At 60.9% G+C, this 19,556-nt stretch carries 21 protein-coding genes; 15 read left to right on the top strand and 6 right to left on the bottom strand.

What is annotated here, in order from left to right; genetic code table 11:
• Positions 1-4: 4 nt before the first annotated feature.
• Both ACVDHI_RS03055 and ACVDHI_RS03050 read right to left on the bottom strand, forming a co-directional pair.
• Positions 5-577: a YajG family lipoprotein gene (locus tag ACVDHI_RS03055; protein WP_010673362.1), complete on the bottom strand. Its 573-nt coding sequence runs from the start codon at positions 575-577 to the stop codon at positions 5-7.
• Between the two features lie 24 nt (positions 578-601).
• On the bottom strand, positions 602-1,735 hold the full coding sequence (locus ACVDHI_RS03050) for a methyltransferase (protein WP_010673363.1): 1,134 nt from the start codon (positions 1,733-1,735) through the stop codon (positions 602-604).
• A gap of 207 nt (positions 1,736-1,942) precedes the next feature.
• Here ACVDHI_RS03050 and ACVDHI_RS03045 point away from each other — a divergent pair, with 207 nt between their 5' ends.
• The 9 genes from ACVDHI_RS03045 to nqrM all read left to right on the top strand — a co-directional run bounded on the left by ACVDHI_RS03045 (position 1,943) and on the right by nqrM (position 9,767).
• Positions 1,943-2,251, top strand: coding sequence for a BolA family protein (locus ACVDHI_RS03045; protein WP_010673364.1), 309 nt, complete (start codon positions 1,943-1,945; stop codon positions 2,249-2,251).
• A gap of 418 nt (positions 2,252-2,669) precedes the next feature.
• Positions 2,670-4,013 carry a Na(+)-translocating NADH-quinone reductase subunit A gene (locus tag ACVDHI_RS03040; protein ID WP_029313920.1) on the top strand — a complete coding sequence of 448 codons (1,344 nt, stop codon included), beginning with the start codon at positions 2,670-2,672 and terminating at the stop codon, positions 4,011-4,013.
• A gap of 3 nt (positions 4,014-4,016) precedes the next feature.
• On the top strand, positions 4,017-5,246 hold the full coding sequence (locus ACVDHI_RS03035) for an NADH:ubiquinone reductase (Na(+)-transporting) subunit B (protein WP_010673367.1): 1,230 nt from the start codon (positions 4,017-4,019) through the stop codon (positions 5,244-5,246).
• The gene (locus ACVDHI_RS03030; protein WP_039040709.1) at positions 5,236-6,024 is read left to right on the top strand and encodes a Na(+)-translocating NADH-quinone reductase subunit C; all 789 of its coding nucleotides are present in this window, start codon (positions 5,236-5,238) and stop codon (positions 6,022-6,024) included. The genes ACVDHI_RS03035 and ACVDHI_RS03030 overlap by 11 nt, the downstream gene beginning before the upstream one ends.
• Positions 6,017-6,649 carry an NADH:ubiquinone reductase (Na(+)-transporting) subunit D gene (locus ACVDHI_RS03025; RefSeq protein ID WP_005303545.1) on the top strand — a complete coding sequence of 211 codons (633 nt, stop codon included), beginning with the start codon at positions 6,017-6,019 and terminating at the stop codon, positions 6,647-6,649. Before ACVDHI_RS03030 ends, ACVDHI_RS03025 begins: the two co-directional genes overlap by 8 nt.
• A 3-nt stretch (positions 6,650-6,652) precedes the next feature.
• The gene (gene nqrE, locus ACVDHI_RS03020; RefSeq protein WP_005303538.1) at positions 6,653-7,249 is read left to right on the top strand and encodes an NADH:ubiquinone reductase (Na(+)-transporting) subunit E; all 597 of its coding nucleotides are present in this window, start codon (positions 6,653-6,655) and stop codon (positions 7,247-7,249) included.
• A 17-nt stretch (positions 7,250-7,266) separates the two neighbouring features.
• Positions 7,267-8,490 (top strand): NADH:ubiquinone reductase (Na(+)-transporting) subunit F, encoded by a 1,224-nt coding sequence (nqrF, locus tag ACVDHI_RS03015; RefSeq protein ID WP_010673369.1) that lies wholly within the window; start codon positions 7,267-7,269, stop codon positions 8,488-8,490.
• A 3-nt stretch (positions 8,491-8,493) separates the two neighbouring features.
• Positions 8,494-9,531, top strand: a complete 1,038-nt coding sequence (locus tag ACVDHI_RS03010) for an FAD:protein FMN transferase (protein WP_029313924.1) — start codon at positions 8,494-8,496, stop codon at positions 9,529-9,531.
• 11 nt (positions 9,532-9,542) lie between these two features.
• Complete coding sequence (gene nqrM, locus ACVDHI_RS03005) at positions 9,543-9,767, top strand: (Na+)-NQR maturation NqrM (protein WP_010673371.1); 225 nt, start codon at positions 9,543-9,545, stop codon at positions 9,765-9,767.
• A gap of 80 nt (positions 9,768-9,847) precedes the next feature.
• On the opposite strand, the gene ACVDHI_RS03000 is transcribed toward nqrM, so the two are convergent.
• Positions 9,848-10,060 (bottom strand): hypothetical protein, encoded by a 213-nt coding sequence (locus ACVDHI_RS03000; protein WP_039040708.1) that lies wholly within the window; start codon positions 10,058-10,060, stop codon positions 9,848-9,850.
• A 218-nt stretch (positions 10,061-10,278) separates the two neighbouring features.
• On the opposite strand from ACVDHI_RS03000, the gene dinB reads away from it, so the two are divergent.
• The 6 genes from dinB (at position 10,279) to rlmM (ending at position 16,906) form a co-directional block, all read left to right on the top strand.
• Positions 10,279-11,331, top strand: coding sequence for a DNA polymerase IV (gene dinB / locus ACVDHI_RS02995; RefSeq protein ID WP_447211667.1), 1,053 nt, complete (start codon positions 10,279-10,281; stop codon positions 11,329-11,331).
• Between the two features lie 67 nt (positions 11,332-11,398).
• The gene (locus ACVDHI_RS02990) at positions 11,399-13,534 is read left to right on the top strand and encodes a methyl-accepting chemotaxis protein (RefSeq protein WP_447211666.1); all 2,136 of its coding nucleotides are present in this window, start codon (positions 11,399-11,401) and stop codon (positions 13,532-13,534) included.
• A 286-nt stretch (positions 13,535-13,820) separates the two neighbouring features.
• Positions 13,821-14,741, top strand: a complete 921-nt coding sequence (locus ACVDHI_RS02985; RefSeq protein WP_029313926.1) for a transcriptional regulator GcvA — start codon at positions 13,821-13,823, stop codon at positions 14,739-14,741.
• Between the two features lie 12 nt (positions 14,742-14,753).
• On the top strand, positions 14,754-15,389 hold the full coding sequence (locus ACVDHI_RS02980) for an alpha/beta fold hydrolase (protein WP_447211665.1): 636 nt from the start codon (positions 14,754-14,756) through the stop codon (positions 15,387-15,389).
• Between the two features lie 43 nt (positions 15,390-15,432).
• The gene (locus ACVDHI_RS02975; RefSeq protein WP_010673377.1) at positions 15,433-15,819 is read left to right on the top strand and encodes a DUF423 domain-containing protein; all 387 of its coding nucleotides are present in this window, start codon (positions 15,433-15,435) and stop codon (positions 15,817-15,819) included.
• Entirely contained in the window at positions 15,812-16,906 is a 1,095-nt protein-coding gene (rlmM, locus tag ACVDHI_RS02970; RefSeq protein ID WP_042864272.1) for a 23S rRNA (cytidine(2498)-2'-O)-methyltransferase RlmM, read from the top strand. Before ACVDHI_RS02975 ends, rlmM begins: the two co-directional genes overlap by 8 nt.
• A gap of 66 nt (positions 16,907-16,972) precedes the next feature.
• Here rlmM and ACVDHI_RS02965 read toward each other — a convergent pair whose 3' ends face one another.
• From ACVDHI_RS02965 to xni, 3 genes are all read right to left on the bottom strand, one after another.
• Entirely contained in the window at positions 16,973-17,416 is a 444-nt protein-coding gene (locus ACVDHI_RS02965; RefSeq protein ID WP_041211281.1) for a hypothetical protein, read from the bottom strand.
• A gap of 120 nt (positions 17,417-17,536) precedes the next feature.
• Positions 17,537-18,544, bottom strand: coding sequence for an isocitrate dehydrogenase (locus ACVDHI_RS02960; protein ID WP_010673380.1), 1,008 nt, complete (start codon positions 18,542-18,544; stop codon positions 17,537-17,539).
• 142 nt (positions 18,545-18,686) lie between these two features.
• Positions 18,687-19,484, bottom strand: a complete 798-nt coding sequence (gene xni, locus ACVDHI_RS02955) for a flap endonuclease Xni (protein WP_323892891.1) — start codon at positions 19,482-19,484, stop codon at positions 18,687-18,689.
• Between the last annotated feature and the right edge of the window lie 72 nt (positions 19,485-19,556).

Genomic DNA, 19,556 nt, shown 5'->3' with positions numbered 1-19,556 from the left:
TCGCTCAGCTCGGCTGACCCTTGAGATAACCGCGCAGCGCCTCGTCGGCCATGATCTGCTGCAGCACGCTGCCCAGCTGCTGGTTCAGGGTGGATTCCAGATCGGCCATGCTCGGCTCGCCCGGGCTCTCTTTGCTGGAGGACATGTTGAACTGCTTGGTCAGCTTGCTGCCCTGGAAGTCGGCAATCACCTGCAGGCTGACGCGGGACTTGGTGACATAGGTGAAGGTTTTCTCTTCCACGGTGACGGCGGCGGTGGAGATGGCCAGCGTCAGGTTGGTGGTGCCGCTGTTGCCCACTTCCAGGCCCTGGCTGCGCAGCCCTTCCGCCAGTTTTTCAGCCAGCAGGCTGTTGAGAGGCTGACTGCTGTTCACCAGCACAGGCGCCTTCTCTTTCTTCTTGATGGAGAAGACATAGGCGGCTTCACGCTTGTCCACCCCTTCCATGGTGATGCGGTTGCCGGAGTAGTACTGCTGGTTGGAGGGGATGACTTGCGGGTTGAGCAGGGCGCTCTCGGGCCAGTGAGTAGCACAACCGCCCAATACCAGAGCGGCTAGCAGCAAGAGTGACTTTTTCATCATGGGTTTCCTTTAGCTTTATCTTTAGCGTTTGATGGCTTTCAAAATAACGAATTTGCTGTTCGACGCAACGACTTGTGCGTTGCCAAACAGGCGCTTGAGTTTGTTGTGATAGTCCAGATGACGGTTGCCTACTATCCAGAGTTCGCCCCCCTGAGGCAACACCCGGTGGGCATCGCTGAACATCTGCCAGGCGATGTGATCGGTGATCGCCTGCAGCTGATGGAAGGGGGGATTGCAGAGGATCCTGTCCGCTGCCCCGACGGGAACGTCATCGAGACAGTTATTGACCATGAAGTGGGCACGGGGCAGGGCATCGGGCAGGTTGTGCTCGACGTTGAGCCGTGCGGACGCTACCGCCATCCGGGATTCGTCGATGAAGGTCACCTCCACCTCGCTGTCGCGCGCGAGCAGGGAGAGCCCGAGCACGCCGTTGCCACATCCCAGATCGATCACTCTGCGGGCACTGTGGATGGGCAGGTTGTCCAGCATGAAGCGGGCGCCGATATCCAGGCTGGTGCGCGAGAACACGTTGGCATGGTTGTGGATGAGCATGTCGGTGCCTTCCAGCGGCCAGACGGTCGGGAAGGGACTGGTCAGGGACGGGCGCTCGGCGGCCGGGGTGCAATGAATGAGGCGTGCCTTCTTCCAGGCGAGTGAGGTGCGGGTCTCCCCCAGATACTTCTCGAACAGCTTGAGGGTGGAGGTGTGGATGTCCTTGGCCTTGCCGGCAGCAATGATGCGGGTCGCGGGGGTGACGACCCCGCGCAGGGCAAGCAGTTGCTGCTCCAGCAGCGCCTGATACTTGGAGACCTTGATCACCACCAGGGCGGGGGCATCGGGCAGGGGGGCCAGCGCATCCTGCAGGGTGATGGCGTGGGGATCCAGCCCGTTTTCCGCCAGATTGGCCAGGGTGGCCCGCTCGCTGATGTGGGAGTCGGTCACGCAGACGGGGGCGTGGGCATGCAGGTAGCCTGCCAGGGCGCCGAAGCCGTCGTTCATGATGATGACGGGGCCGTCAGGTGCCTGCTGCGATTCGGCAAGGTGGCTTATCAGGTACTCGTCCGCCGCATCCCAGGCCTGCAGAGGGTCCTGGCTCTGCCGCGGGTAACGATACAGGGTCAGGCGGCAGTGGGCCGTGTCGAGCAGGGTTTGCATAGGCAAGAGTCCAACGTGTGATTGATGAATGGCGACCGTCTGCCCCGTGTTGCCCGGCAGCGGTGAAAGTGGCGCTATTCTAGCGGCGGCGGAGAAATTCACCAGTCCGGTACGGCGAGAGCGAGCGGATCCTTCGTACCTGATGCATCGGGCGCACAACCCTGGCTACAATGGCCGGATATTCAACGAGGAGTCCTTACCGTGAGCATGCAACAACAGATAGAGGCCAAGCTGGCCGCCGCGCTCTCCCCGAGCCACCTGGAAGTGATCAATGAAAGCTACATGCACAGGGTGGCACCGGGCTCCGAAAGCCACTTCAAGGTAGTCGTGGTGAGCCAGGCGTTTGAGGGACAGCGTTTGCTGGGGCGCCATCGTCAGGTGAACGGGGTGCTGGCCGACGAGCTGGCGGGAGCCATTCATGCATTGGCGCTGCATACCTATACCGAATCCGAGTGGCAGGCTAGGGAGCAGGCGCCAAAGACGCCGGGTTGCGTCAGCAAATCCCCCTTTGCGTAGCCGTTGGACCTTCTGATGGCGCCTTCCTCGGGCCATTAACAGCGCTATCACGAATGGTGTGCTGCCAGGGATGAGGGGTGTAGCATTATTTTTTCTAATCCTTTTCCTTATGCCTGAAAAATACCTCTATATGGTTAGTTTTGCGAAAAGTCCTTTAAAACCACGGCTTGCAAGGACGTGCGCGAAATATTCAGTGAAGGTTAATTTTGTGATAGGGCGGGGATTTTCCCCATTTGGCGTGGCGGCTAACTCGCCTAAGGTGGTAAACTCAGGCGCTTTTGAATGATCCTGTATGTTGCTGATTTGTTTATTTCTTCGACAGCTTTCCGCGATGTTGACGGGCTCATTCAACAACTCGTCGTGATGTATTTCTCGGCGCTAACCAACCTGTCTTCCCTTAACGGTAGTGCAAGTGAGTATGATTACAATTAAAAGAGGACTGGACATCCCCGTGCTGGGTGCTCCGGAGCAAGTAATCTACGATGGCCCGGCCATCACCCGTGTTGCTACACTCGGCGAAGAGTTCGTGGGGATGCGTCCTACTATGTTTGTCAAAGTAGGTGATCGCGTCATTAAAGGTCAGGAGCTCTTCGAAGATAAGAAGAATCCCGGCGTTAAATTCACGGCCCCTGCCACCGGTGTGGTTTCTGAGATCAACCGTGGTGCCAAGCGTGTTCTCCAGTCCGTCGTCATCGACATCGATGGGTCCGACGAGCAGGTGACCTTTGAGCATTTTGCCTCCGCCGAGCTGGCACAGCTCGAGCGCAGCAAGGTGCAGGAGATCCTGGTCGCATCAGGCCAATGGACCGCGCTGCGTACCCGCCCGTTCAGCAAGGTGCCGGCCGTGGGTTCCACCCCGCGCGCCATCTTCGTGACCGCCATGGACACCAACCCGCTGGCCGCCAGTGCGGAGCTGATCATCAAGGAACAGGCCCAGGCCTTCCTCGACGGTCTGGCCGTGCTGACCCGCCTGACCGATGGTACCGTCCACGTCTGCAAGGGCGAAGCCAGCCTGCCGCACTCCTCCCTGGCCCAGGTCAAGGAAGCCGTGTTCGTCGGTCCGCATCCAGCCGGTCTGCCGGGCACCCACATCCACTTCCTGGATCCGGTCGGTGCCAACAAGGTGCAGTGGCACATCAACTATCAGGACGTGATCGCTTACGGCAAGCTGTTCACCACCGGCCAGATCTTCACCGACAAGGTGATCTCCCTGGCTGGCCCGAACGTCATCAAGCCGCGTCTGCTGCGTACCCGCCTGGGCGCCAGCCTTAGCCAGCTGACCAACAACGAGCTGCGTGCGGACGAAAATCGCATCATCTCCGGTTCCCTGCTGAGCGGTGCCAAGGCCGAAGGGGTCCATGACTACCTGGGTCGCTTCCACAACCAGGTGAGCGTGCTGGGCGAAGGCCGTGAGAAAGAGTTCATGGGCTGGGTCAAACCCAGTGCCAACAAGTTCTCCATCACCCGTACCACCCTCTCTCACCTGATGAAGGGCAAACTCATCAACTTCACTACCACCACCAACGGTAGTGATCGCTCCATGGTGCCTATCGGCAACTATGAGCGTGTGATGCCGCTCGACATCCTGCCGACCCTGCTGCTGCGGGATCTGATCTCCGGTGACACCGACAGCGCGCAGGCGCTCGGCTGCCTGGAGCTGGATGAGGAAGATTTGGCGCTCTGTACCTTCGTCTGCCCCGGCAAGACAGAGTACGGCCCCGTCTTGCGTGAGTGCCTGACCAAGATCGAACTGGAAGGTTAAGCGATGAGTTTCAAGCAACTTCTTGAAAATATGGAACATCACTTCGAGCCGGGTGGCAAGTACGCCAAGTACTATGCCCTGTTCGAAGCGGCGTACACCCTGTTTTATACCCCGGGTTCCGTGACCCGCAATGCCGCCCACGTCCGTGATGCGATCGATCTGAAGCGCATGATGATCATGGTGTGGCTGGCTGTGTTCCCGGCCATGTTCTGGGGCATGTACAACGTCGGCAACCAGTCCATCGCCGCCATCGCCCACATGGGCAGCGCGGCCGGTGCCGATTCCTGGCAATACGCCCTGGCCACCCTGTTCGGTGCCTCGCTGGATCCGGCCGTCGCCGGCATCGGCAGCAAGATGCTGATCGGTGCGGCGCACTTCTTCCCGATCTACATCACCGTCTTCATCGTCGGTGGTTTCTGGGAAGTGTTGTTCGCCATGGTGCGCAAGCACGAGATCAACGAAGGCTTCTTCGTGACCTCCATCCTGTTCGCCCTGATCGTGCCGCCCGAGCTGCCCCTGTGGCAAGCTGCCCTGGGTATCACCTTCGGTGTGGTGCTGGCCAAGGAAGTGTTCGGTGGTACCGGCAAAAACTTCCTGAACCCGGCGCTGGCGGGTCGTGCCTTCCTGTTCTTCGCCTACCCGGGTCAAATCTCTGGTGATGCGGTCTGGGTTGCCGTTGACGGCTTCTCCGGCGCAACCGCACTGAGCCAGTGGGCCCAGGGCGGTCAGATGGCGCTGATCAACGGTGCCACCGGTGAAGCCATCAGCTGGATGGACGCCTTCCTTGGCAACCTGCCCGGTTCCATCGGTGAAGTTTCCACCCTGATGATCCTCATCGGCGCGGCCATGATCGTCTACATGCGCATCGCCTCCTGGCGCATCATCGCCGGCGTCATGGTCGGCATGGTTGCGACCTCCCTGCTGTTCAACGTCATCGGTTCCGATACCAACCCCATGTTCAGCATGCCGTGGCACTGGCACCTGGTGCTGGGTGGCTTCGCGTTCGGCATGGCCTTCATGGCGACCGACCCCGTTTCCGCTGCCTTTACCAACAAGGGCAAGTGGTGGTATGGCGCCCTGATCGGCGTGATGGTGGTGCTGATCCGGGTAGTGAACCCCGCATTCCCGGAAGGCATGATGCTGGCCATTCTGTTCGCCAACCTGTTTGCCCCCTTGTTTGACCATTTCGTGGCGCAGGCGAACATCAAGCGGAGGATCGCACGTGGCGTTTAATAAAGACTCTACTACCGGCACCCTCGCCGTAGTGACCGGTCTGTGTCTGGTCTGCTCCATCGTGGTCTCCGTGGCTGCCGTGGGTCTGCGTCCGGCCCAGCTGGAAAACAAGGCACTGGACAAGCAAAGCAACATCCTGTCCGTCGCCGGCGTCGACATCAGCGCCGTGGCCAAGCGTGATCTGGCCCAGCTCTATGGCGACAAGATTGAAGCGCGTCTGGTGGATCTGACTACTGGTGAGTTCGTTGACGGCGACGCCGACAACTTCGACACCAAGGTTGCCGCCAAGGATCCGGCCAAGAGCATCCGTCTGGCCCCGGCCGACGACAAGGCCGGCCTGCGTCAGATCTCCAAGCTGGTTCCCGTGTTCTTCGCCAAAGATGCCGAAGGCAAGGTGGACAACATCATCCTGCCGATCTACGGCCAGGGTCTGTGGTCCACCATGTATGCCTTCGTAGCGGTCGCGGCCGACGGTCAGACCATCAAGGGCATCACCTACTATGACCACGGTGAAACCCCGGGTCTGGGTGGCGAGATCGAGAACCCGGCCTGGCGCGAGCTGTTCGTCGGCAAGAAGCTGTTCGACCAGAACGGTCAGCCTGCGCTGCGGGTGATCAAGGGCCATGCTCCGGCTGGTTCCGAGCATGAAATCGACGGCCTGTCTGGTGCAACCCTGACCGGTAATGGTGTACAGCACACCTTCGACTTCTGGATGGGCCCCAAGGGCTTCGGTCCCTTCCTGGCCAAGGTACGTGCAGGAGAAATCAACAATGGCTGACAAGAGCGAAATGAAAAAGTTGCTGTTGACGCCTGTGCTCGGCAACAACCCCATCGCACTGCAGGTGCTGGGTGTCTGTTCCGCGCTGGCCGTTACCAGCCAGATGAAGACGGCGTTCGTGATGACGCTGGCCGTTACCGCGGTCACCGCCTTCTCCAACCTGTTCATCTCCCTGATCCGCAACCAGATCCCGAACAGCGTGCGGATCATCGCCCAGATGGCGGTGATTGCCTCGCTGGTTATCGTGGTTGACCAGGTGCTCAAGGCGTATGCCTATGACATCTCCAAGCAACTGTCGGTGTTCGTCGGTCTCATCATCACCAACTGTATCGTGATGGGTCGTGCCGAAGCCTACGCCATGAAGAGTGCCCCGCTGCCCTCCTTCCTGGACGGTATCGGCAACGGTCTGGGTTATGGCGCCGTGCTGCTGACCGTGGCCACCGTGCGCGAGATCCTGGGTTCCGGCACCTGGTTCGGCATCGAGCTGCTGCCGCTGGTGAACAATGGTGGCTGGTATGTGCCCAACGGCCTGCTGCTGCTGCCGCCGAGTGCGTTCTTCATCATTGGTCTGATCATCTGGGGCGTGCGCACCAAGGATCCCAAGCAGGTGGAGGCGAAGGATTAAGGTATGGAACACTATATCAGTCTGTTGATTCGCTCGATCTTCATCGAGAACCTGGCGCTCTCCTTCTTCCTGGGGATGTGTACCTTCCTGGCGGTGTCCAAGAAGGTCAAGACCGCCATGGGCCTGGGGATTGCCGTTATCGTGGTTCAGACCGTTGCCGTCCCGGCCAACAACCTGATCTACAACTACGTGCTCAAAGACGGTGCCCTGGTATCCGGTCTGGATCTGAGCTTCCTGAGCTTCATCACCTTCATCGGGGTGATCGCGGCCCTGGTACAGATCCTGGAGATGGCGCTGGACAAGTACTTCCCGGCCCTCTACAACGCCCTCGGTATCTTCCTGCCGCTCATCACCGTGAACTGCGCCATCTTCGGCGGCGTCTCCTTCATGGTGCAGCGTGACTACAACTTCGTTGAGTCCGTGGTCTATGGCGTGGGTTCGGGTGCAGGCTGGATGCTTGCCATCGTCGCGATGGCGGGGATCCGCGAGAAGATGAAGTATTCCGATGTTCCGGAAGGCCTGCGCGGCCTTGGCATCACCTTCATCACCGCGGGTCTGATGGCGCTGGGCTTCATGTCCTTCTCTGGTATTTCCCTGTAATCGGAAAGGAAATATAGATGGAAATTATTCTGGGTGTGGTCATGTTCACCGTGATCCTGCTGGCCTTGGTGGCAGTCATTCTGTTCGCCAAGTCCAAGCTGGTGACCGCCGGTGACGTGACAATCAGCATCAACGGCGACCCGGCCAAGGCTGTGACCAGCCCGGCGGGTGGCAAGCTGCTCGGCGTGCTTGCCGGCAGCGGTATCTTCGTCTCCTCCGCCTGCGGCGGCGGCGGCTCCTGTGGTCAGTGCAAGGTACGGGTGAAATCCGGTGGCGGCGATATCCTGCCGACCGAGCTGGATCACATCAGCAAGGGCGAAGCCCGTCACGGCGAGCGTCTGGCCTGTCAGGTCACCGTTCGTTCCGACATGGACATCGAACTGCCGGAAGAGATCTTCGGCGTGAAGAAGTGGGACTGTACCGTCATCTCCAATGACAACAAGGCCACCTTCATCAAGGAGCTCAAGCTGCAGATCCCGGATGGCGAGAGCGTGCCGTTCCGCGCCGGTGGTTATATCCAGATCGAAGCGCCTGCCCACCACGTGCAGTACAAGAACTTCGATATTCCCGAGGAGTATCGTGGCGACTGGGATCGCTTCAAGATCTTCGAGCTGGAGTCCAAGGTCAACGAGCCGATCATCCGTGCCTACTCCATGGCGAACTATCCGGAAGAGTTCGGCATCATCATGCTGAACGTGCGGATCGCAACTCCGCCGCCCAGCAACTGGACTGCACCTCCCGGCCAGATGTCTTCCTACATCTTCAGCCTGAAGGCTGGTGACAAGGTGACCATCTCCGGTCCGTTCGGTGAGTTCTTTGCCAAGGACACCGACGCCGAAATGGTGTTCGTCGGTGGTGGTGCGGGTATGGCGCCGATGCGCTCCCACATCTTCGACCAGCTGCGCCGTCTGAAGACCAAGCGCAAGATGAGCTTCTGGTACGGTGCCCGTTCCAAGCGCGAGATGTTCTATGTCGAAGACTTCGACATGCTGCAGGCCGAGAACGACAACTTCCAGTGGCACGTTGCCCTGTCCGATCCGCAACCGGAAGACAACTGGGATGGCTACACCGGCTTCATCCACAACGTGTTGTTCGAGAACTACCTCAAGAACCACGAGGCGCCTGAGGATTGCGAGTTCTACATGTGCGGGCCTCCCGTGATGAACGCCGCCGTCATCAACATGCTGAAGAACCTCGGTGTTGAAGACGAGAACATCCTGCTGGATGACTTCGGTGGTTAATCCATGCACAGCGTTGTAAAGACCTGGCTAGCCTTCGGGCTAGCCTTTTTCTTGACTGGGTGCGGTCAGGAAACGGTCCAATCGAAGCCGGAGATCCACATCACCGGCAGCACCATGGGTACCTACTACTCCATCAAGGTGGCAGATAGCGCCGTTCAGGATGCCGCCAGGCTGCAAGCCGAGGTCGACGTCTTGCTGGAGCGGGTCAACGATCAGATGTCGACCTATCGCCCGGATTCCGAGCTGTCACGCTTCAACCAGCACAAGAGCAATACCCCTGTGGTGGTTTCCCGCGATACCGCGCGGGTGGTGACCGAGGCCATTCACATTGGCCGCGAGAGCCGTGGGGCGCTGGACGTCACCGTCGGTCCTCTGGTCAATCTGTGGGGCTTTGGGCCGGATGCCAGACCGACCAAGGTGCCGTCCGACGAGCTGATCGCCCAGACCCGGCAGAAGACGGGCCTTGGCAATCTGCATGTGATAACCTCTGCCGATGCCGATACCCTGCAAAAGGACATCCCGGACCTCTACGTGGATCTCTCCGCCATTGCCAAGGGGTTTGGCGTGGACAAGGTGGCCGAGTACCTGGAGTCCCAGGGGGCGCGCAACTATCTGGTGGAGATCGGCGGCGAGCTGCGCATCAATGGTGTCAACGGCAAGGGGCATCCCTGGCGTGTCGCCATCGAGAAGCCGACCGTCAATGCCGGTTCCGTACAGGAGGTGATCCTGCCCGGTGACAACGGGGTGGCCACCTCGGGCGAGTACCGCAACTATTACGAGCTGGACGGCAAGCGCTTCTCCCACACCATGGATCCGCTGACGGGCAAGCCCATCCAGCACCGCCTGGTGTCGGTGACCGTCATCCACCCCTCCTGCATGACTGCAGACGGGTTGGCGACCGTGTTCATGGTCATGGGGCCGGAGAAGAGCCTGGCCTATGCCAAGGAACGGGGGCTGGCCATCTTCACCATCACCAAGACGGATGACGGGTTCGAAGAGGCCTATTCGGATGCCTTCAAACCATATCTGGTCAAGAAGTAAGGGGTAACTACATGCAGATCTTTCTGATCACCTTCGGGGTGTTTCTGATGGTCGTGGTGGCCATGGCCATCGGCTACATTTTCCAGCGCAAGTCCATCTCCGGCTCCTGTGGCGGCCTGGGTTCCATCGGGATCGAGAAGGAGTGCGACTGCCCCGAGCCTTGTGACAACCGCAAGAAGAAGATGGCCAAAGAAGAGGCCCGTCGCAAGATGCTGGTGGACAACCGCATCATCTAACGGCGGATATCGCTCTGAAGGCAGCCTTGCAACGAAACGAGCCGACCCCTGGGTCGGCTCGTTTTGTATGTGGCATGGGGTCAGTAGTCATATTGGCTGCATGCCTTTGCCTTGAACTCTTTCTTTCGCTTTGCCAGCTCTTCCCTGGTGCCCAGTTCATCCCCCTGCCTGATGGCGGTTTCCAGTATCTCGATGCGCTTGTACAGCCAGCTGCATTCGGCTGTCGGGTGATCTTTGGCCATGGTCGCTAGCGGCAACAGCAGCAGGCAGAGCCCCGCCCGGATGATGCTCATGCTTCTCCTCCTTGAGTCTCGTGTGGATGTGGCCTTGAGAGTCTATGCCGCCGCGCCCGCGCGCAGACTGGCAGAAATGACAGGCTTGGGGTAGCATGGAACGTCCAACTGGTTATCCATACAGTATTTTTGGCGTTCGACATGTCTCCTCGCCGGATGCCCAGGGTCTATCCCTATGATCTGTTCGGGAGGCTGTCGACACAGCAACAGACACGGCCATGCGCAAGATCATTCACATCGACATGGACTGCTTCTTCGCCGCGGTGGAGATGCGGGACAACCCGGCCCTCAGGGAGGTGCCGCTCGCCATTGGTGGCGCCGCCGACCGACGCGGGGTCATCTCCACCTGCAACTACGTGGCGCGCCGCTTCGGAGTGCGCTCCGCCATGCCGAGCGCCCTGGCCAGAAAGCTCTGTCCGCCATTGGTGCTGATCCCCGGGCGGATGGCCATCTACAAAGAAACTTCGCGCCAGTTGCGCGCCATCTTCCTGCGCTACACCGAGCAGGTGGAGCCGCTCTCCCTCGATGAAGCCTATCTCGACGTGACCCAGAGTCCCCGCTGCGGTGGCAGCGCCACCCTGATGGCGGCGGAGATCCGCGCCGCCATCAGCGCCGAGCTTGGGCTGACGGCCTCGGCCGGTGTGGCGCCGAACAAGTTTCTGGCCAAGCTCGCCTCGGAGCAGCGCAAGCCTGACGGCCTGTTCGTCATCCGCCCCCAGGAGGTGGACGAGTTCGTGCGCCAGCTCCCTCTTGGCAAGCTGCCCGGCATTGGCCGCAAGACGGCAGAGCGGCTGGAGTCCCTCGGGCTGTATTCGTGCGAAGATGCCCGCCAGCTCGGCAACGAGGAGCTGATCGCCCGTTTCGGCAAGCTCGGGGAGATGCTGGCCGGCCGCATCTGGGGGCATGATGATCAGCCGGTGCAGGCCCGGCGGGTGCGCAAGAGCATCGGTGTGGAGACGACGCTCGCCAGCGACGTGCTGGACGAGGACGCCTGCTGGCAGGTGCTCAGCCGGCTCATTCCCGAGCTGGAGCAGCGTTTTGCCAAGGCCTGCTCTGCGGAGATGCTGATGGGGCAGGGGATCAAGCTGAAGTTTGCCGATTTTCACCAGACCACCGTCTACCGCAAGGGGAGTTATCAGGCGGCCCGTTTCCACGATCTGCTGCACGAGGGACTGCAACGGGCTCAAGGAAAGCCCATTCGCCTGCTCGGTCTGGTCGTTGGTTTGCCCGGAGCGGGTGAAATCAATCAATTAAGCCTGGATCTCTGCTGATTTAGTTAAGTTTTTGTATCCAAAACCGATACAGTGTTCACATCTGTAGACGTTAGGAAATAGTGGCATGAGTTCTCTTTCTGTTCAGGGACGGATCACCCTGATCGCCGGTTGCTGTCTGCTGGCCAGTGCCGTCGCGCTGGTGGCTTCTTCTCTTTTCAACGCGGCCCGCATGCAGGAGCAGGTGCTCACCTCCACCACCCTGGAGGGGCAGCACGCGGCAGAAAACTGGATGCAGGCCATGGGGGCGACCCAGGCAGCCCGGGTGACCAGCTACCTCGATGAGGCTTACTTCAGGGCGACCCTGCTTGCCGAGGGCATCTTGTTCCAGCGCAAGAACGCGGCCGACAACTTCGTTCACTCCGAGGCGCTGCGCAATGCCGTCAACCAGCAGTTGCAGGATGCGGCGGAGTCGTCAGCGAACCTGCTCGGTGTCTATGCGGTATTCGAACCCAACCAGCTCGACGGGGAGGATGACAACTATCAGGGGTCGACGGCACTCGGCGCCAACGACAAGGGGCGTTTTTCCAGCTATTGGGCCAGGGTCGACGGCAAGGTCAACCTGGAGGTGATGGACGAGACGATGCTTGCCAACGACAAGCCCTCCGGACACGGCGGTCTTGAGAACGACTGGTACAGTTGCAGCATCCGCAGCAAGGCGCTCTGTCTGCTCGAACCCTATGTGGACGAGGTGGGGACCCAGCAGGTGTTGATGACCTCGGTGACCGTGCCGCTGCTGGACCAGGGCTCCCTGCTTGGCATGGTGGGGGTCGACATCTCTCTGGGGACCTTGCAGAGCCTGGTGGAAGAGATGGGCCGGACCCTCTACAAGGGGCAGGGCAAGGTGCTCCTGCTCAGCAGTGAAGGGCGGGTGGCCGGCGTGGAAGGGTTCCCGGTCGCCCTTGGCAATCTGCTGGAGCAGCAAGGGCTGGCGCAGGATCTCAAGGGGTGGCTGACCAAGGGAGATGTGGTGACGCGCTGGAGCCCGGATGGCGCACTGTTGCAGACCTTCGTGCCGGTCAGCATGCGCGGTACGGATCGCAAGTGGGGCATCTATATCGAGCTGCCCCGCGCCGTGGTGCTCGCCTCGGCCCTGCAACTGCAAGGGGAGCTTGAGGATCAGGCCCAGCGCAGCGTGGCCACCCAGCTCACCATAGGTGGCGGGATTTCGGCGCTCGCTCTGCTCTGCATCTGGCTGATGGCCCAGCGCATCGTGGCGCCCATCCGCGCCGTGGTGGCACGCCTCAAGGACATCGCCAGCGGGGAGGGGGATCTCACCCAGCGCATCGATCTGCGCAGGGATGACGAGATAGGCGAGCTGGCCAAGTGGTTCAACAAGTTTCTGGACAAGCTGCAATCCACCATCAGCCAGGTGATCGACACCGTTGCGGGCACCCGGGCCAGTGCGGCCCTGGCGGCGCAAGGGGCAGCCCGTACCAGCGCCGGCATGCAGTCCCAGTATCAGGAGGTGGATCTGGTGGCGACCGCGTTTGAAGAGTTGAGCGCTACCGCCCTGCAGGTCGCCGGCAATGCCAATGCGGCGGTGGCGGCGGCCGATGAGGCCGACACGGCGGCCCAGGAGGGCAAGTCCGTGGTGGCGCAGACCCAGGAGGCCATGTCCAGACTGATGACGGTGATAAGCGATGCCAAACCAGTGGTGGAACACCTCTCTGCCAACAGCGACAACATCAACGACATCCTGGTGGTGATCCAGGGGATTGCCGAGCAGACCAACCTGCTGGCCCTGAACGCGGCCATCGAGGCGGCCCGAGCCGGTGAGCAGGGGCGCGGTTTTGCGGTGGTCGCCGACGAGGTGCGCAACCTGGCGGGCCGAACCCAGAACGCCATCGTCGAGATCCAGAACCTCATCGGCCAGTTGCAGTCGGGGACGGAGGCGGTGGTGAAGGCGATCCTGACCGGTCATCACCAGGCGGATCTGACCCTCACCAAGGTGGAGCAGTCGGTCAGCGTGCTGGAGCAGATCATCCAGGCTGTCGGCACCATCCACCAGATGAACGAGCAGATCGCGAGGGCCGCGCAGGAGCAGAGCGGAGTGGCGGACGAGATCAATCGCAACGTCAGCAACATTCGCGATGTGAGCCATACCATTCGGGCGGAAGCGGCGACCTCCGCCGACAACGGGCGCGAGCTGTCGCAACTGGCGGACAAGCAGCAGCAACTGGTGGGCCAGTTCCGGGTGTAGGGGAGGATAAGAAAAAAGGCGCCATCCAACCGGAGGCGCCAAACACATTCAGATGACAGACTGGGTTAAATCGACCTGATTTAGCCCTTCTTCCCGCAGAGGAAGAAACACAACACCACAATCACTGTCGACTCACTCACAAAAACCACATGTAAACCAACATGGAAGAGAAGGTGTGAGCCATATGACAACGAATTGCGTGGCGAATTATGTTTATTCACTGGTCGACCCGCAACCGACAATTTATAATGCGCCCCATTAGAAAAATTCATCGTCGGCCGATTCCATGTCTCGTCGTTTACCTCCGCTCAATGCACTGAAAGCGTTTGAAGCCGCGGCTCGTCACTTGAGCTTTACCCGCGCAGCAGAAGAGCTGTTCGTGACCCAGGCAGCCATCAGCCACCAGATCAAGGCGCTGGAGGAGTATCTCGGCATCAAGCTGTTTCGCCGCAAGAATCGCTCCCTGCTATTGACCGAGGAGGGGCAGAGCTACTTCCTCGACATCAAGGACATCTTCGCCTCCATCTCCGAGGCGACCGACAAGCTGCTGGCCCGCAGCGCCAAGGGGGCGCTCACCGTCTCCCTGCAGCCGAGCTTCGCCATCCAGTGGCTGGTGCCCCGCCTGGTCAAGTTCAGCGAACGCCACCCGGACATCGATGTGCGGATCAAGGCGGTGGACATGGACGAGGGGTCGCTGACCGACGACGTGGACGTGGCCATCTACTACGGCCGCGGCAACTGGCCGGGTCTTCGTTCGGACAAGCTGCACACCGAATATCTGATCCCGGTCTGCTCGCCCCTGTTGCTGACCGGCCCCAAGCCCCTGCGCACCCCGGACGATCTGACCCGCCACACCCTGCTGCACGACACCTCCCGGCGCGACTGGAAGGCCTGGTTCCGCCAGCTCGACATTGACGCGCCCAACGTCAACCAGGGGCCCATCTTCAGCCACTCCACCATGGTGATCCAGGCGGCGATCCACGGTCAGGGGGTGGCGCTCGGCCACAGCGTGCTGGCCCAGCCGGAGATCGAGGCGGGTCGTCTCATCTGCCCGTTCGAACAGGTGCTGGTGAGCAAGAACGCTTTCTATCTGGTGTGTCAGGAGCAGCAGTCCGATCAGGGCAAGATAGTGGCTTTTCGCGACTGGATGCTGGAACTGGTGGAGCAGGAAGAGGCCCGCAGGCGTGCCCGCCTTGCCGATGCCTGAGGAGTTGACCTGGTGACTGACCTGACAAGAGAGGGGGCGAGTGACGCCCCCGTTCGCATTCTGCTGGCCCACGGCGCGGGGGCGGGCATGGAGCACAGCTTCCTGGCCGAGTTGTCGCGACTGCTGGCGGGGCCGGATATCGAGGTGGTGCGCTTCAACTTCCCCTATATGACCACACGAGCTCAGGACGGCAAACGCAGGCCGCCGGACAGACAACCCGTGCTGCTGGCTCACTGGCGCGAGATGGTGCGTCAGTTTGCCCATCCCCGGCTGTTTCTGGCGGGCAAGTCCATGGGGGGGAGGATGGCGGCCGAGCTGTTTTGCGAGGGGGGCGACGAGATGGATGCTGCAGGATTGATCGTTCTCGGGTATCCTTTCCACCCCCCGGCCAAGCCCGACGCATGGCGGGGCGAGGTGCTCAAGCAGATCACGACGCCCACGCTGCTGCTGCAGGGGGAGCGCGATACCTTCGGTTCCCGCGCCGAGCTGGTCGATTTCCCCTTCTCACCCGCCGTATCGGTCCACTGGCTGACCGACGGAGATCATGGCTTCAAACCGAGAAAGGCGAGCGGCATGAGCGAGCAGGAGAACCTGCGACTGGCCGCGGAGCGGATCAAGGGTTTTATCGCGGCGGTGGGCCGCTCCTGACCATCTCGAGCGGGTCGATAGAAGAAGCGTGCAAGGAGAGAAGATGCAGATCCAACGACATTGGCTGGTGCTGGCGGGTTTCTTCGGCCTGACGGCCACCATGCTCGGGGCCTACGGCGCTCACGGGCTGGCGGCGACCGGCATCGCCCCTTCGTTGCTGGCGGCGTTCAACACCGCCGTGCAATACCAGTTTTTCCACGCCCTGGCCCTGCTGGTGCTGGGGTTGTGCGGTGTGCGCGGCAAGGTGATCACCTTCGCGGGCGCCGTCTTTGTGCTGGGGATCCTGGGATTCTCCGGCAGTATTTACGCCATGGTGCTGCTTGGCAGCAAGGGGCTGGGGCTCATCACCCCGGCCGGTGGCCTCTGTTTTATGTTGGGATGGGCGGCTCTGATGTGGGCCGGCTGTCGTCTTGGAGGAAAGAATGAATAATCTGCTGCTTTATTGCCGCCCGGGTTTTGAGAAAGAGGCGGCGGCAGAGATCACCGAGCGTGCCGGCAACATGCAGTGCTACGGCTTTGCCCGGGTCAAGGACGACAGCGGCTATGTGATCTTCGAGTTGTATGACGAGGAGCAGGCCGATCTGCTGGCGCGCAAGCTGCCGTTCCGCGAGCTCATCTTCATTCGCCAGATGCTGGTGGTGACCCACGAGCTGAAAGATCTGGAAATAAGCGATCGGGTCTCTCCCATCCTGGAGGCGGCGAGTGGCTACGCCATCTGCGGGGATCTGCGGGTGGAGACGGCCGACACCAACGAGGCGAAGGAGCTCTCCGCCTTCTGCCGCAAGTTCACCGTGCCGCTTCGCCAGGCGCTGCGCAGCAACGAGATCCTGACCAAGAAGGAGACCCCGAACCGTCCCGTGTTCCACGCCTTCTTCCTGGCCAATGACCACCTGATGCTGGGGTACTCCTACTCCTTCAACAACTCCGCCTTCCACATGGGGATCCCGCGCCTGCGCTTCCCGGCCGATGCCCCGAGCCGCTCCAGCCTCAAGCTGGAAGAGGCGTTCTACGTCTTCGTGCCGAAGGAAGAGTGGGACTTGCGCCTGTGCTCCGGCCTGAAGGCTGTGGATCTCGGCGCCTGCCCGGGTGGCTGGACCTATCAGCTGGTGCGTCGCGGCATGATGGTGACGGCGGTGGACAACGGCATGATGGCCCAATCCCTGATGGACACAGGTCAGGTGAAGCACATCCGTGACGATGGTTTCGTGTGGCGGCCGAGCAAGAAGAATACCTACTGGCTGGTGTGCGACATGGTGGACAAGCCTGCGCGAGTGACCCACATGGTGGCCGACTGGTTCAGGGAGAACGACTGTCAGGAAGCCATGTTCAACCTCAAGCTGCCGATGAAGAAGCGCTATGCCGAGGCGGTGCACAACATCGAGGTGCTGCGCGGACTGCTGGCGGAGATCGACAGCGGCTTCATCATTCAGGCCAAGCAGCTCTATCACGATCGCGAAGAGATCACGGTGCACGTCTACAACAAGTTCTGGGTCTCCAAGCTGTCCCCCAAGTCCTGAAGCAGCATCGGGAACAGGGCATGAAAAAACCGGACGGCGACGTCCGGTTTTTTTGTGTCTAGGTCATCAGAAGCGGTAGTCCAGACGCATCATGGACTCGTCGTCGGTGATCTTCAGCTCAATTTGCAGGGGAATGGTCTTGTCACTGGGGTTGAACTGCATCTTGACGCCATCCCCGCGAAGCTTGACCGAGGTGTTGATGCCGCCAGCGTTGAACTTGATCCTGGGCTTTTGCTTTTCGAAGGAGAGGCTGACGCTCTTCTCTGCCGTGAGGTTCAGCTTCTGATAGGGGGTGACCTGCCGATTGCCGTTGCTGTCGGTGGTGATATCCACCCCCAGAGAGAGCGGCTTGGGCTGTTTGAGCAGATCGTTGGTATCCAGGGTGGATTGCCAGGTCTGCTTGGCTGGCGCCTCGTGCTGGGGGGGCGGCGTCAACCAGGCATTGTCGACTGGTCTGTCTAATGCCGTGGCACTGCTGCTGACAATCAGCAAGATGAAAGTAGCACGCATGGTGGATCTCCTTATCCCTCATATCAACATAGTATTCATCTGGCGAGGGAGGTAGGGAGGCGTTGGCATAAAACAAAGGGAGCCGAAGCTCCCTTTTAAAATCATATGGTTGGACTCTATTTATAGACGGTCGATGATGGCCTGGGTGAATTCGCTGGTAGACGCTGTGCCCCCCAGGTCACGGGTCACCCGATCACCGGACTCGATGGTCGCCCGCACGGCCTCGCGAATGCGCTCCGCCTTGTCCTGCATGCCGAGATACTCCAGCATCTGGATGGAGGCGAGGATCACCGAGGTGGGGTTGGCGATGTTCTTGCCGGCGATGTCCGGCGCAGAGCCGTGTACCGCTTCGAAGATGGCGGCCCCTTCACCGATGTTGGCGCCCGGCGCCATGCCCAGCCCCCCCACCAGACCGGCACAGAGATCCGAGAGAATGTCGCCGAACAGGTTGGTGGTGACCATCACATCGAAGCGCTCCGGGTACATCACCAGGTTCATGCAGGCAGCGTCGACGATCATCTCCTCGTTCTGGATGTCCGGGTAGCGGGCCGCGACCTGACGGGCCACTTCCAGGAACAGGCCGGAGGTGGACTTGAGGATGTTGGCCTTGTGGATGATGGTGACCTTCTTGCGTCCTTCCTGGCGCGCCAGCTCGAAGGCGAAGGTGACGATGCGCTCGGCCCCTTCCCGGGTGATGATGCTCATCGCCTCGGCGCTCTGGTTGTCATCGCTGCGCTTCTGGCCGGCACCGGAGTACATGCCTTCGGTGTTCTCGCGCACCGTGATGATGTCGATGTTGTCGTAACGGCTCTTGGTGCCCTTGAAGGAGAGGACGGGGCGCACGTTGGCGTAGAGATTGAACTTCTTGCGCAGGGAGACGTTGATGGAGGTGAAGCCGCCGCCGACCGGAGTGGTGAGCGGGCCTTTCAGGCTGACCTTGTTCTTCTCGATCAGGTCGAGGGTGGCCTGGGGCAGCAGCTCGCCATGTTTTTCCAGGGCTACCAGACCGGCGTCTGCGTATTCGTAGTCGAAGTCACAACCCGCGTGGGTCAGGATCTGGATGGCGGATTCGATGATGCTGGGGCCGATGCCGTCGCCCGGGATGACGGTAATCTTTCTTTTTGACATGAGGCGTATCCACTTCTAGGGAACAGAGGGGGAGGATTCGTCGGCTTTATACCATTTTTGCACCACATCCTCCATGTTTCTTTACATTTTACCCATTTATGTCAACAGGTACGGCCTGTCCTGGGAAATGGTGTGCTGGGGATCACGCCCCGGCATCAGGGACGGGAGGGTAGCGGATCTCCCGCAGGTTGAACCCGAGCGGGATATCGTGCTGCAGCCGGACCAGGCGTTGGGCCAGCAGGGCCTCTTCCCGGTGCTGGCGCAGCTTGAGCAGGGGTCTGGTGGCCTCCTCCCGCTCACAGGCCTCCAGCATGGCAGCCAGGTCCCCGTATTGCTGCAGCAACTGGGTGGCGGTCTTGGGGCCGATGCCGGGCACCCCCTTGATGTTGGAGCCGCCGATACCGGTCAGGGCCCAGAAGTCCACGAGCTGGGTCGGTGTAACGCCGTACTGCTGCTGGACGAAGGCGGCATCCAGCCAGCGTTTGTTGAAGTAATCCCGCACCCGGATCTGCGGGCAGATGAGCTGGCAGAACCCCTTGTCGGTGGAGATGATGGTGGCGCTGGCGCCGTGCTGGGCAATGCCGCTTGCCAGGGTGGCGATGAGATCGTCCGCCTCGTCGGTCTGGGAGAGCAGGGCATCCACACCGCACTCCCAGAAGGCGTCCTGCAGGTCGGCAAGTCCTTCTCTCAGCTCATCCGGCATGGGGGTGCGGCCCTCCTTGTAGGGGGGATAGAGCGTCTTGCGCCAGCTGTGGACCTCACCGTCAAAGACCGCGATGGCGTGGGTCGGCTCGCTGGCCGCCAGGAGCTTCTTGCAGGTGTGGATGAGGTTGGCACGGGTGGCGAGCAGGGCCTGGGCCGGGGTCAGTCCCTGCTGGCTCTGCACCGCGTGCAGTCGGCGGATGAGATTGAGGGCATCGATGATGAGCAGGTGTGGCATGGGGCACTCCGGGCGTCGGGGGAGGCCATTGTAACAATGGTGGCGTCTCCTGCTAACCCCGTAGAAGACCAG

It is taken from the genome of Aeromonas sp. 25-248 (assembly GCF_053005425.1).
The sequence above is the reverse complement of the archived record's forward strand: the minus strand, read 5'-3'. Positions and strand labels throughout refer to the sequence as shown.